The 12363-nt window shown below is 59.4% G+C and carries 12 protein-coding genes; 3 read left to right on the top strand and 9 right to left on the bottom strand.

Annotation, left to right across the window (positions count from 1 at the left end; genetic code table 11):
• Positions 1–35: 35 nt before the first annotated feature.
• A complete protein-coding gene (locus tag J5276_RS16310) occupies positions 36–1307 on the bottom strand; it encodes a sugar ABC transporter substrate-binding protein (protein ID WP_080850053.1) in 1272 nt (423 codons plus the stop codon).
• Between the two features lie 93 nt (positions 1308–1400).
• Between J5276_RS16310 and J5276_RS16315 the strand changes: the two genes are divergently transcribed.
• A complete protein-coding gene (locus J5276_RS16315; RefSeq protein WP_013761428.1) occupies positions 1401–2291 on the top strand; it encodes a helix-turn-helix domain-containing protein in 891 nt (296 codons plus the stop codon).
• Here J5276_RS16315 and J5276_RS16320 read toward each other — a convergent pair.
• Positions 2288–3142, bottom strand: a complete 855-nt coding sequence (locus J5276_RS16320) for a helix-turn-helix domain-containing protein (RefSeq protein WP_209159614.1) — start codon at positions 3140–3142, stop codon at positions 2288–2290. The two genes, J5276_RS16315 and J5276_RS16320, sit on opposite strands and share 4 nt — an antisense overlap.
• A 123-nt stretch (positions 3143–3265) precedes the next feature.
• Between J5276_RS16320 and J5276_RS16325 the strand changes: the two genes are divergently transcribed.
• Together J5276_RS16325 and J5276_RS16330 are read left to right on the top strand one after the other, a co-directional pair.
• Positions 3266–4462 carry an MFS transporter gene (locus tag J5276_RS16325; RefSeq protein WP_003517947.1) on the top strand — a complete coding sequence of 399 codons (1197 nt, stop codon included), beginning with the start codon at positions 3266–3268 and terminating at the stop codon, positions 4460–4462.
• A gap of 88 nt (positions 4463–4550) precedes the next feature.
• Positions 4551–5447, top strand: a complete 897-nt coding sequence (locus J5276_RS16330; protein WP_003517949.1) for a LysR substrate-binding domain-containing protein — start codon at positions 4551–4553, stop codon at positions 5445–5447.
• A gap of 24 nt (positions 5448–5471) precedes the next feature.
• Here the strand turns inward: J5276_RS16330 and J5276_RS16335 are convergent, their stop codons facing one another.
• The 7 genes from J5276_RS16335 to J5276_RS16365 all read right to left on the bottom strand — a co-directional run bounded on the left by J5276_RS16335 (position 5472) and on the right by J5276_RS16365 (position 12335).
• Positions 5472–6752 (bottom strand): TRAP transporter large permease, encoded by a 1281-nt coding sequence (locus tag J5276_RS16335; RefSeq protein ID WP_003517952.1) that lies wholly within the window; start codon positions 6750–6752, stop codon positions 5472–5474.
• 3 nt (positions 6753–6755) lie between these two features.
• On the bottom strand, positions 6756–7307 hold the full coding sequence (locus J5276_RS16340; RefSeq protein ID WP_003517954.1) for a TRAP transporter small permease: 552 nt from the start codon (positions 7305–7307) through the stop codon (positions 6756–6758).
• Positions 7308–7448: 141 nt separating this feature from the next.
• On the bottom strand, positions 7449–8444 hold the full coding sequence (locus J5276_RS16345) for a DctP family TRAP transporter solute-binding subunit (RefSeq protein WP_003517956.1): 996 nt from the start codon (positions 8442–8444) through the stop codon (positions 7449–7451).
• Positions 8445–8465: 21 nt separating this feature from the next.
• On the bottom strand, positions 8466–9368 hold the full coding sequence (locus J5276_RS16350) for an NAD(P)-dependent oxidoreductase (RefSeq protein ID WP_174011913.1): 903 nt from the start codon (positions 9366–9368) through the stop codon (positions 8466–8468).
• A gap of 12 nt (positions 9369–9380) precedes the next feature.
• Complete coding sequence (locus J5276_RS16355) at positions 9381–9683, bottom strand: putative quinol monooxygenase (protein ID WP_003517960.1); 303 nt, start codon at positions 9681–9683, stop codon at positions 9381–9383.
• 17 nt (positions 9684–9700) lie between these two features.
• On the bottom strand, positions 9701–11059 hold the full coding sequence (locus J5276_RS16360) for an NAD(P)H-dependent oxidoreductase (RefSeq protein ID WP_003517962.1): 1359 nt from the start codon (positions 11057–11059) through the stop codon (positions 9701–9703).
• Between the two features lie 262 nt (positions 11060–11321).
• A complete protein-coding gene (locus J5276_RS16365; protein WP_019566487.1) occupies positions 11322–12335 on the bottom strand; it encodes a LacI family DNA-binding transcriptional regulator in 1014 nt (337 codons plus the stop codon).
• Positions 12336–12363 lie beyond the last annotated feature (28 nt).

The raw sequence follows: 12363 nt of genomic DNA on the forward strand, positions 1-12363 counted from the left end.
TCATGCTAAACCGCAAGGCCGGCCATCCGAGAGCTTCATTCCGCGACCGGCAGCCCCGTGGCCGTTTCGATCTGCTTTGCGGCATCGTCGAGAGCTGCTTTCGCATCGGGATAACCACCCGCGAAATATTTGGTCTGCGTCGCCTTGTAGATCGCATCTGCATCCGACTGGAACGCGGTGCCACGGCTGGGCACGATTTTCGGCAGGGTCGCCAGAATATCGGTCCAGACCGCCTGCCCACCCCAATAGGGCTGCTTTTCCTTGACGAAAGGATCATCGATGGCGGAGAGAAGCGAGGGAACGAGGCCGAAGGACTTCAGCATCGTCACCTGCCCCTCATTGGTGGTCAGCGCGTAGTCGATGTACTTCCAGGCGGCTTCCTTGTGCTTGGACGCCGAACTTATCGCCAGCGAAGAGCCACCGAGATTGGCTGCATGCGGACCGTCAGGCGTAAGGCTCGGCATCATATAGACACCCCACTTGCCCGAAAGACCGGGAGAGCCGGAGCGAACCGTGCCTTCATACCAGGCGCCATACATCTGGCTCGCGGCCTTGCCGGCAGTATTGGCCTGAATCTTCTCATCCCAGATCGCAGCCGTGATGATGCCGGCATCCTTCATCTGCTTGATCTTTTCAAGCGTCGCGACACAGGCAGGTTTGTTGATGGTGATGTTCTGGCCGTCGGTCGAAAAGTAACCGCATCCCTGCTCGTTGGCGATCATGCGGAACCACTCGCTGTCGCCGTTGAAATCGGCCTGCGCCATCACGGTGCCGGGATTGGCGGCCATGACCTTCTTGCCAGCCGCGATGAAATCATCCCAGCTTTTGATGGTGGCCGGATCGACAGCAGCCTTTTCGTAGAAATCGCGCCGGTAAAAAACGGCCACCGGACCCGAATCCCAAGGCACCGCATAAGCTACGCCATCGACCTCCAGCTCCGTGCGCTTGAAGTCAGGAAAAAGCGCCTGTTTTTCAGGCGTATAGCCAAGTGCAGTCAAATCCGTGAAACAATCCGGGAACCGGCTCCAGAACAGTTCCGCCTCGAAATTTTCGACCGTTACAATATCCGGGAGGCCGTCGCCACCCGCTGCGCAAGCCGCCAGCGTCTTGTCGAAAACCTGATCGTTTCCAAGGTCTTCAACAACAATCTTGATGTCAGGATTTTGCTTGTTGAACCCTTCGACAGTGGATTTAAGCGCCGATGCGGCGACATTCCAGCTCCAGATGGTTACGGTCTCGGATTGCGCCATTACCGGTGCCGCAAGGAGCACCAGAGCCGTCGACGCGCCAAGAAATTTAAAGCACATTGAAAACCTCCCTTTTTTCAATTGCCGTTCTTTAGCGAACATGGGCACATTACCGGCGGCAGGAAATCTGTCTCGTACAAAGGGAACATCGATTTGGCGGAAAGTAAGATTGCCGAAAGAGCCTTCTACCAGCCGGGTGCAAGCAGCATCGAAGGCATGCCGACCACGCTCCAGCTTTTTTACAACCACCCGCCCATCATGCTCAGGCCGCATTGGCATGCGCAGGTGGAGGTGAACTATGTGATGTCGGGATCCGTACATTACCGGATGGGCGACCACGACCTTTCGCTCGATGCCGGCCAGATGTGCATTTTCTGGGGCGGCCAGCCGCACCAGATGGACCGTTCCTCCGATGATTCGATTTATGCGGGCGCGCATCTGCCGCTCGTCCATTTTTTCCGCATGCGGCTGCCTGCTGCGGTTTCCAGCCTGCTGATGGGCGGCGCAACGATGGTGAGTGCGCAGACGGACCGGGCCGACGAGGAAAATTTCGGCCGCTGGTTCCGTTACGTCACTTCGGGTGATCCGGCCAAGGCGCAGCACGCGGTGGAGGAATTGCTGCTGCGGGTGGAGCGCATGTTCCTCGAGCCCTATACCGTCATATCCTCCGCCGTCAGCGGCAAACGGGAAGAGAACGACGAGAGCATGGCGCCCTCAATCGGCGTGGTGCGCATGTGCGATTTCATTGCCGCCAATTTTCTAGACGACATCGACGCGACCGAAATTGCCCGCGCCGCCTCGCTTCATCCGAAATATGCGATGAACCTGTTTCGCAAATCCACCGGCATGACGCTGATCAAATACCTGACCTTGCTCAGGCTTTCCCGCGCCCAGGCGATGCTGATGAACGGCAAGGACAATATTTTGCAGATTGCCATGGAAAGCGGCTTCGGCTCCGTCAGCGCCTTCAACAAGGCGTTTCGTCAAATCGCCGGCATGTCGCCTTCCGATTTCCGCCGCGACATGCGCGCGACGGCGGCTTAATTTTCCGCCTCTTCAAAATCGGAGTAGCCGGCACTGCGCTTGCCTGCCGCCTTGCGATAGGCGCGGGGCGAATTGCCGAGCATTCGCCGGAACATGGTGGTGAAAGCCGGAATATTTTCATAACCGGCATCCAGCGCCACATTGGTCACCGCCTCGCCCGCGGCAAGCCTCGGCAAAGACGCAAAAATGCAGGCCTGCTGACGCCAGGTGACAAAACTCACCCCCAACTCTTTACGAAATAACCGCGTAAAGGAGCGCCGGCTCATGCCCATGGCGGCGGCCCAGTCATCGATTTCCACTCTGGCCACAGGCTTTTTCAGGAACTCGCGGCAAAGACCGGCAAGACGCTGATTATCGGGAAAGGGTAATCCCAGCGGGCGTTCAGGCAGACGGTTGACCTCATCGAGCAGAAGCGCCCGCACCAGTCCCTGCCGGTGAAAAGCGGCGGGTTGCAACTCCTCGCCCAGCAATTCCGAAATCAGGCTGGAGGCAAGGGCGGTAATTTCCACCACCCTTGGGGCCTCGGCTTGAAACAGATCGGGGTGAACGTAGATCGAATGCATCTCCACCGTTGAGATGATCTCAGCCTCATGTTTCAGCCCGGCTGGAATGATAAGCCCGTGACCGGGCGGTATCATCCAGCGCCCGGCGGCGGTGCTGACCAGCACGACGCCCTGGCGTGCGCACCATATCTGCACCCGGCCATGGCTGTGGACCGGGGTACGGTGTCCTATCGGATAGGCACGGTGAAGCGCCAGCACCGGCTCGTTGGTGCCGTCGATCAATTTCAGGCTGCGCTCATGGTCGTCATCCGCCAGACGGGCGGGTTTTAGCGATTTGATTTTTGCCATTTGGCCCATTCACAAAGAAACTCGTCCAGAACACGAAAGCAGGCCAGAAACAATATGAATAAAAGCGGGAAGAAATAAAGACACGTTTCCCGTCTCTCGCGGGGAATCTGGAGAGGATACATCATGGCCACCGTCACCAGCACCGGGTTCAGCCCGCAACGCACGGCGTTTTCAATCATTGCAGCAGCCAGCTTCTGCCACATGCTCAACGACATCATGCAATCGCTACTGACGTCGCTTTATCCGCTGCTGAAGGCCAATTATGCGCTCGACTTCATGCAGATCGGGCTGCTCACCTTCGCCTTTCAGGTCACGGCATCGCTGTTGCAGCCTGTCGTCGGCATGGTGACCGATCGCTGGCCCATGCCTTTCTCCCTGCCAGTCGCCATGCTCTCGACCTGTGCCGGCCTCATCACGCTCGCATTCGCTCACAGCTTCGAGGTGCTCGTAATCGGCGCCTGCCTGATCGGTGTCGGCTCGGCGATCTTCCATCCGGAGGCGTCCCGCGTTGCCCGTCTGGCATCCGGTGGTCGCCACGGTCTGGCACAGTCCTTCTTCCAGGTTGGTGGCAATACAGGCACGGCCATCGGCCCGCTGCTGGCCGCCTTCATCGTCATCCCGTTCGGTCAAGCCAGCCTCAGCTGGTTCTCACTGATCGCGCTGATGGGCTTTGCCGTCTTGTCCTGGGTCGGCGTCTGGTATACCCGCCACCGCCGCGCGAATGTCGGCAAGGCTCCGGCCAGCCGCGCACTTCCGCTGGCACGCGGCACCGTGATGATGACGCTTGCCGTGCTGGTGGTTTTGACCGCCACCAAGAACGCCTATCTCGCCAGCCTTTCCAGCTATTTCACGTTCTACACCATCGAGAAGTTCGGGCTGGGCGTGCAGGATGCGCAGGTTCTGCTGTTCCTCTTCCTTGGCGCTTCTGCGGCGGGCGTTTTCTTCGGTGGCCCGATCGGCGACCGCTTCGGCTCGCGCGTCGTCATCTGGTTTTCGATCCTCGGCGTCATTCCCTTCGCGCTGATGCTGCCCTATGCGAACCTGTTCTGGACGACCGTTCTCGTCGTCGTCATCGGCTTCGTCTTCTCCTCCGCCTTCTCGGCAATCGTCGTGTTCGCGCAGGAACTGGTACCCGGGCGCGTTGGTCTCATCGCCGGCATGTTCTTCGGTTTCGCCTTTGGCTTCGGTGGCATCGGGGCCGCGGTTCTCGGGATCTATGCGGATAAGGAAGGCATCGAGTTCGTCTATCGCATCTGCTCCTACCTGCCGCTGCTCGGCCTGTTGACGGTGCTTTTGCCAAAGTTGCCGAGCCACCGGTAAAGACCCTACGCTCTCAAGCGTTTCGTCACGGCAGTCACCTGTGATAATCACGGTGACTGCCGTAATTCGTTGAGCGAAGACCAGCCACATGCAGATACCGATAAAATCGATCCTCGTCTTTCATGCTGCGGCAAGGGCGGGCAGCATTTCGCGGGCGGCGGAAGAGCTGAGCGTTACGCCTTCAGCCGTTTCCCAGCAGATCCAGTTGCTTGAAGGCCAGCTTGGCACGACGCTGATGGCGCGGACCGGCCGCAAGGTGACGCTGACGGAGGCGGGCGAGCGGTACTTCTCGATGATCACTGCACAGATCGAGCAGATCACCGACGCCACCGACAGTATTCGCGGCTTCCGCTCGGTGACCACGCTGACAATCAGGGCAACCCCGACCATTTCCAACAAATGGCTGCTGCCGCGTCTCGGCTCCTTTCTGGAGGAGCATCCCGAACTGGAAGTGCGCCTCGACGGCACCAACGAGCCGACCGATTTTTCGCAGGAGCTTGTCGACATAGAGCTGCGCCATGGCGATGGCCGCTGGCCGGGCCTGTTTGTGGAAGGGCTCGTGGAAGAGGAGTTCCTGCCGGTCTGTTCACCGGATATGCCCGGTGCCGGTACATTCCTGCCCGAAGATTTGCAGAACCAGCGGCTTATCCACTCGGTCAAGGCGCAGGCGCAATGGAACCACTGGTTCCCGCTTTCCGGCGTGACGGCTGAAAAGCGCTGGCGTCGCGTTCTGTTCGATCGCAGCCACATGGCCATCGACGCCGCCGTTCTGGGCATCGGCGTGGCGCTGGAAAGCACGTTGATGATGGAGCGGGAACTGCAACGCGGAATGCTGATCCCGGCCGTGGCCGATGCGCCCCGCATCAAGCTCGTCACGCAATGGATCGTTTGCCCGCATTCCCACCTGCGTCAGAGAAAAGTGACGCTGTTTCTGGAGTGGATGCGAAAACAACGCGACGAGTGGCGTGCCCGTCGCGTTGTCTGATGCTTCAGGCTTCCTGTTTCAGTCTCAATAAAGACCCATCAACCGTATCGGCCCGAGCGTCAGCACCGGGAAAAGCACGAGTGCGAATATGGCGAGCGTCAGCACCGTCATCGGCGCCAGCGAACCACGAATGACGTCTTCGATCTTCATGTTCGCCACCTGTGCTGCCGCGAACAGGCAGACCCCGACCGGCGGCGTCACAAGGCCAAGTGTCAGCGTCATGACAGTCACGATCAGGAAGTGGATCGGATCGATGCCCAGCGCCTCCACCGGCGGCATCAGCACCGGAATGAGGATGAACATGGCAGGGATAGCCTCCATGAAGATGCCGATGATCAGCAGAAACACGAAGATCACCAGCATGCCCGACATCGGCCCAAGGTTCATCGCCTTCAAAAGCTCGGCCACCTGTTCCGGCAGGCCGTCGAAGGTGAAGACCCAGGCGGCAAGCTGCGAGGTGGCGGCGATGAACAGGATGGTGCCGGAAATGCGCGCCGTGGATATCAGTATTTCCGGCAATTCGCGAACCGGCAGCGTGCGATAGACCAGCACACCCAATACGGCCACATAAACAACCGCGATGGCCGCGGCTTCCGTCGGCGTGAACAGGCCGCTGGCGATACCGATGATGAGGATCAGCGGCGTGAGCATCGGCAGGATGGCGCGAAGGCCGGTGACGATAACCAGACGGAAATTGAAGGGCGTCGGTGGATTGTAGCCGTAATGCACCGAATAGAAGTGGTTAAAGACAAGAAAAGCGAAGGCGATGAAGAGGCCAGGCACCAGACCCGCAATGAGCAGCGTGCCGATCGACACATTGGCGATGGAACCGGCAATCACGATCAGGATCGACGGCGGGATGATGGAAGAGAGCGTGGAGGTGCAGAGCGTCATGCCGACGGCATAACCCTTTGGAAATCCGTGTCGCTCCATGGCCTTGATTTCGATTGCGCCCACAGAGGCGATATCGGCGACTGAAGAGCCGGAGACGCCGGAAAAGATGACCGACGAAATGACGTTGACGTGGCCAAGTCCACCGGGAAGCCAGCCGACCATCGCCTCGGCGAAATCGAAGATGCGCTCCGCCACACGCCCGCGCTCCATCACCGTACCGACCAGAATAAAGAGTGGCACGGCGACGAGAAGGAAAGAGTTCATCGACGAGAACATCGTCTGCGACAGAAGGTCCATGGGCATGGAGGTGAAGAGCCACAGCGTGCCGACACTGGCGAGCGCCAAAGCGATGGCGAGCGGCACACCCAGCATGCTGAGACCGAAAAAGGCGATGAGAAGAAAGACCGACATGGCTCAATGTCCTGCTGAAATAGAGATATCGGCGTGGGCGATCTCGTCCGCGGGGATACCGATCTCGGGGAGCGCGATCAGGTCCCGCCTGCTGCGCAGCGATTCGATGATGGCCAGCACGGCGATGACGGCCGAGACAGGCAGAACCATGCCGATGGTCCACATGGGGATGGGCAAGGTCGCGGCGGTCTCGTTCATCATGATCTGCTGGCGCACCAGGGTGAAGCCCGTCCAGCCCATCATGCCGAAGAAGAACACCGAAGAACCGACATAGATCGGCACCGCCAACCGCCTGAACAGGCGGTGGAACAGCACCAGAAACACCACGACCCGCGCGCTTTCAACAGTGCGGAAACCGGCGGCAAGGCCGAGGAACACCATCCAGATGAAGAGAAAGCGCGTCGCCTCCTCGGTCCAGGGAAGAGGGCTGCCGATGAGGCGGCCAATGACCTGGAGAAGAACGACGACAAGAATACCGAAACAGGCCGCCCCGGCGGCGACATCAGCGATGACCTTGACGATGGTGCCGAGCACCGACGGTTTCGTATCGCGCATGACAATACCCTTCCACTGCTGAAACCGGATATCCGGTAAAACGAATGCCACCCTGCCGCTACGGCAAGGCAACCGTTGCTGACGATGGGAGCGGCCGGGTTGCTAATCGGTGCAAGCCCGACCCTCCTTTCACTGGCGGCGTCAGTTCGTCTTGAGGAAAGCCTGCGTCTTGTCGAAAAACGCCTGATCTTTCACGAGGGCGGAGAATTTTGCCGAAAGACCAGTCGCGACAGCCACGAAAGCCTTGCGCTCGTCATCGGTCAGCGTGTTGACCTCCATGCCGTTCTTCTTCAGCGTTGCGAGCGACTTGTCGATATCGGCAGCATCGTTCTGAGCTTTCCACGCCTCGGTTTCCGTGGCCGCGTCCCTCAACGCCGTTTTGAAGCCTTCGTCGAGGCCTTCGAAACGGGCCGGGTTCATGCCCAGCACCCAGGCGTCAGCGATGTGGTTGCTGATCGTCAGGTATTTCTGCACTTCATAAAGCTTGGCGCTGACAGGCACGTTGACCGGATTTTCCTGCCCGTCGACGACTTTCAGCTGGAGCGCGTTATAGACTTCCGCAAAGGCCATCGGCGTCGGGGCAGCACCCATGGCGCCGAAGAATTCGACCCAGAGCGGATTGTTCGGCACACGCAGCTTCATGCCCTTGAGATCGGCAGGCGATTTGATCGGCGCCTTGGAGTTGGTGATCTGGCGCAACGGCCGCGACCAGAGATCGAGCCCGAGAATGCCGATCTTGCTCAGATCGCCGGAAAGCTCCTTGCCAAGATCGCTGTCGAGATAGACGCGCAACTGGTCGATATCGCGGAACTGATAGGGAATGGCGATGGCCGTGAATTTCGGATTGAACGTTGCGTAAAGCGATGTCGAGTTCAAGAGCATGTCGAGCGAACCGCCGGCCAGCTGCTTGACGCCCGCCGAAGGATCGCCGCCATAAAGCGTGCCGTTCGGAAACACCTTGATCTTGAGCTTGCCGTCGGTCTTCTTCGAAACAATCTCGGCGAACTTGTTGGCCGCGAGCGTGATTTCCGACGTATCGGAATCCGGCGTCGAAAGCGTGAGCGTTTCCGCCTGCGCGATCGATGCAACCAGCATGGTGGCGGCGAGAGCCAGCCCGTAAAGTTTTGAAATTTTCATGTGTTCCTCCCTTTGTTGTCTCTAAACAGTTTCGAGCGTTCCTCCGAACGCATTCATGCGTTTAACTTCAAGGATCACACCGCTGTGATCAAGCTCACCCGCGCCATGCTCGACCATGGAGCGGAACAGCCGGTCAACCTCCTCGCCGACCGGTAATTTCAGGCCACGGCTCTTGGCGAAAGCCAGCGCCGTGGACGTATCCTTCAGCTGATATTTCGCCGGACCGCCGGGGCGGAAATCGCCTTCCACCATGCGTTTGCCGTGCTGGCGGAAGACGGTGGACTCGGCAAAACCGCCAAGCAAAGCCTGGCGCACCTGCGCCGGGTCGGCTCCCCCCGCTTCAACCAGCGTCAAAGCTTCCGCTACGGCGCAGATCGTCGAGGCGACGATCAGCTGGTTGGCCAGCTTGGCCAATGAACCGCAGCCCACCGGACCGACATGGGTGACGCGGCCGAGGCAATTGAGGAGTGGCCGCAATGCGTCCACATCCCGCTGCTCACCGCCGGCCATGATGGCGAGCGTTCCCTCAGTCGCCCCTTTTTCGCCCCCGGAAACCGGTGCGTCGACATAAGCGACGCCATGAGCCTTTGCCGCCTCCGCCTGTTCCCGTGCGCTGTCGACGGGAATGGAACTCATCACCAGCAGAAATGCACCAGGCTTCATGGTGGAAACGACACCCGAGGCGCCGAGCAGAACCTCGTCGCAGACCGGCCCGGAACTCAGCATACAGAGCACGACATCGGCTTCGGCTACAGCTTCGGCAGCCGTGGCCGTCGGCTGCACGCCCTTTGCCGCCAGAACCGCAGCTTTTTCAGCACTGCGGTTCCAGGCCTTGACGGAAAAACCGGCCTCCGCCAGACGCGCCGCCATGGGTGCACCCATGATGCCCGTTCCGATAACAGCGATTTTGCGGATGTCCTGCATTTTTTCCACCCTTCAAAGCCATTGCCGGTTGAGGAAACGAACCGGCAACTCTTCTTCGATGAGGGCGGGAAACGCCTCGCGAAACCGGTCGAGATGGGGTGTTTTCAGATGGTCGTCGAAAGCTTCGCGGCTGTCATAGACCTCATAGAACACCACGTTGTTTCCGGATTCCGGCCGCACCACATCGAATTGCCGGCAACCCGGTTCATCCTGAACCGAATGGGTGGCATCATCTTGCGCTGCGTTAAGAAAGGCATCCATCGCGTCAGGCTTGACCCGGAATTCCGCGATCACCACGAAAGCTCCATTCGGCATGTCCCGTTCTCCGTCCATCACGCCGCAGCGTCTTTTTGCGGACGGAACTGGTTTTCCATGTCCTGGCGAAGCTTCACCACATCCAGGTCGCTCACCAGTTCCACATCATCGAAGCTGACGATCTGATCCTTCTTGATGGCGCGCTTCAGCTTGACATTATGGGCAAGGCCGATCGGCAGCGCCTTGATGTCGAGGCTGCGGGTGGCAGGGATGGCATTGGCCCAAACCGCGTAACCGCCCTCGCCGTCAAGCATTTCGCCGGGCTGCATGTCCTTCTTGGCCGTCGCAACCGCATCGCCGCGGAACTCCTTCGAGCAACCGGTGGCCTCGTTGCGCAGCACTGCGGACAGCACGCTGATCGAGGTTTCGAGACCGATGATGTGGAACGGACGCCACATGGAAGCGTACCAGCCGGAGGGATCGGTCAGGAGGCCATATTGCTTGAAGCAGGCGCGGGCATATTCGTTATGCGCCTTGAAGGTGACGAAAACGCCGTAACGGATGTTATTAAACACCTCGCGACCATCCGGCTCCTGGCTTGCGGCAATATCCACGAGACCCGAACGCGACATGCGGCCACCATCGGCAGCAGGGCGAAAGACGCGGGCGAGATCGTGCAGGCCTGCGGGCGGGAAGGCCAGACCGTCATCCGGGCAATCCAGCCCTGTGCCGTTTGCGACGGCCGCCATTTCGATGGCCGCCTTGGTGCCGTCGGTAAATGAATTGTACATTTTCGGATTGAAGTCGCCCTTGGCCACTTCCTCGTCAGTCCAGCCGAAGTAGCTCCAGACCGTATCAGGCGTCGAATACCGGTAACGCGGCTCGAAATTCATCCCCTTGCCGGCGGAAACGACCTCGAAGCCGGTGGCGCGTGCCCAATCGACCAATTCGCAGATCAGGGCCGGCTGGTCACCGTAAGCCATGGAGTAGATAAGGCCCTTGGCCCTCGCCTTTTCGGCCAGGATCGGCCCGACCATCACATCGGCTTCCACATTGACCATGACGACATGTTTGTTGTGGTCGATGGCTCCGAGCGCATGGCGCGCGCCAGCCAGCGGATGGCCGGTCGCCTCGATCACGCATTCAATCTCGCCGCAGGCGAACAGTTCGTTCACATCGTCAGTCACATAGGTCTTGCCGCTCTTCAGCGCATCGGCGCAGCTCGTCGCGTCATAACGCTCCTTCGGCCAGCCGACGCGGTCAAACGATTCCCGCGCCTTGCCGACATTGAGATCAGCGACGGCGACCATGTGGAAACCGGCGATGCGCTGCGCCTGCGCCAGAACCATGGAACCGAACTTGCCGGCACCGATGAGACCCACCCTGACGGGCTTGCCACCGGCTGCGCGCTGCGACAGAAGAGAATAGAGATTCATGTTTTGACATCCTTCGCTGGGGAAATTGCTGGCGAGAGTGCCCAGTCAGCCCGGCAAAGGCCATGCGATACCGAGGCTACGAAGGGTTAACCCTCGCGGCACCGAAAACATGACGTTTCTGCGTTCCTCCCGGATCCCGGCACACACTTGCGCCGGCTCCCGCGGTCGCCTCCCAAAGCAACCCTGGGAACAGAGTAGGAGCGTTCAAATATTAGTTCTATTTAGAAAAACAGATTTTTCTTTTAATTTTTCTAACAAACTATCAGGCCGATTTGCGCAGCATCAGATCGGCACTGAGGAGAATGCGCTCGCGCATCCGTGTCGTGTCATCCGCCTCCTCGTTCAACTTCTGCAGCAGAAGTTCGATCGATAGTCTGCCGATCTCGTTGTAATTCTGCGCCACCGTAGTAATCGGCGGGCAGGCATAACGCGAAAGCGGATGATCGTCATGGCCGGCAACCCTGAGATCGTAATCCGTGCCATGGCCGACCCTGATGCCCTTCTGGAAAGCGGCGGCGATGACCCCGAAGGCGATACGGTCATTGGCGCATAAAATAGTGCGCGAGGGCAAATGCCCTGCCCCATCCAGCAACCGGGTCGCTTCATCAAAGGCGAAACGCTCGAAATCCCAGGTTACGGTGCCGGGAACACCGATGACATGCGGCTCGAAACCAAGACGCTGCATCGCCTCCTCATAGGCCGTGCGGCGCGTTGCGGCGTTGGTATTGACCTGCGGCATGTCGAAGAAACAGGGCGGCTCGCCCGAACGGCAGAGATAATCCACCATCAGCCCGACGCTCTGGCGGTTGTCGGTGCCGACGAAGGCCGAGGTTTCGTCGAGTGGAGAATCGACATAGACGATCGGTATGCTGGCCGCCAGCTGCTCTAGCGTTGCGCGATGGGACTTGACGCCGAGCGGAGCGATGATGGCGCCCGCGACATTCATCGACTTGAAGGTGCGGATGGCCCGATCCTCGATTTCCGCCTTGCCGTCGGACGACAGCACGAAGGCAAGGAACCCCGCCTCGTTGGCGATGAGTTCGATACGGCTCGTCAGCGCCATGTAGAACGGGTCGGTTGAGTTGGGAATAATGATGCCGATGATATTGGAGCGGCGGCGGTTGAGGTTGACGGCGAAGATATTCGGTCGGAAGCCCGATTTCTTCAGCGCATCCTCGATGGCATCCCGCGTCTTCTTGCGGACCGAGGCCGGATCATTGAAGTATTTCGAAACAGTCGGGCGGGAAAGGCCGACGAATTCCGAGAACTCTTCCATCGTCCTGATAGATTTGGCCAAAGTGCTT

This window comes from Agrobacterium sp. S7/73 (genome assembly GCF_019355535.1).
Lineage (GTDB): Bacteria > Pseudomonadota > Alphaproteobacteria > Rhizobiales > Rhizobiaceae > Agrobacterium > Agrobacterium tumefaciens.

Excerpts from the sequence above, each read along its gene's own strand:
- J5276_RS16350 (WP_174011913.1), bottom strand. The coding sequence starts at position 9,368 with ATGCAGGACATCCGCAAAATCGCTGTTATCGGAACGGGCATCATGGGT.
- J5276_RS16310 (WP_080850053.1), bottom strand. The coding sequence starts at position 1,307 with ATGTGCTTTAAATTTCTTGGCGCGTCGACGGCTCTGGTGCTCCTTGCG.
- J5276_RS16325 (WP_003517947.1), top strand. The coding sequence starts at position 3,266 with ATGGCCACCGTCACCAGCACCGGGTTCAGCCCGCAACGCACGGCGTTT.
- J5276_RS16345 (WP_003517956.1), bottom strand. The coding sequence starts at position 8,444 with ATGAAAATTTCAAAACTTTACGGGCTGGCTCTCGCCGCCACCATGCTG.
- J5276_RS16320 (WP_209159614.1), bottom strand. The coding sequence starts at position 3,142 with ATGGCAAAAATCAAATCGCTAAAACCCGCCCGTCTGGCGGATGACGAC.
- J5276_RS16355 (WP_003517960.1), bottom strand. The coding sequence starts at position 9,683 with ATGCCGAATGGAGCTTTCGTGGTGATCGCGGAATTCCGGGTCAAGCCT.
- J5276_RS16330 (WP_003517949.1), top strand. The coding sequence starts at position 4,551 with ATGCAGATACCGATAAAATCGATCCTCGTCTTTCATGCTGCGGCAAGG.
- J5276_RS16360 (WP_003517962.1), bottom strand. The coding sequence starts at position 11,059 with ATGAATCTCTATTCTCTTCTGTCGCAGCGCGCAGCCGGTGGCAAGCCC.
- J5276_RS16340 (WP_003517954.1), bottom strand. The coding sequence starts at position 7,307 with ATGCGCGATACGAAACCGTCGGTGCTCGGCACCATCGTCAAGGTCATC.
- J5276_RS16365 (WP_019566487.1), bottom strand. The coding sequence starts at position 12,335 with ATGGAAGAGTTCTCGGAATTCGTCGGCCTTTCCCGCCCGACTGTTTCG.
- J5276_RS16335 (WP_003517952.1), bottom strand. The coding sequence starts at position 6,752 with ATGTCGGTCTTTCTTCTCATCGCCTTTTTCGGTCTCAGCATGCTGGGT.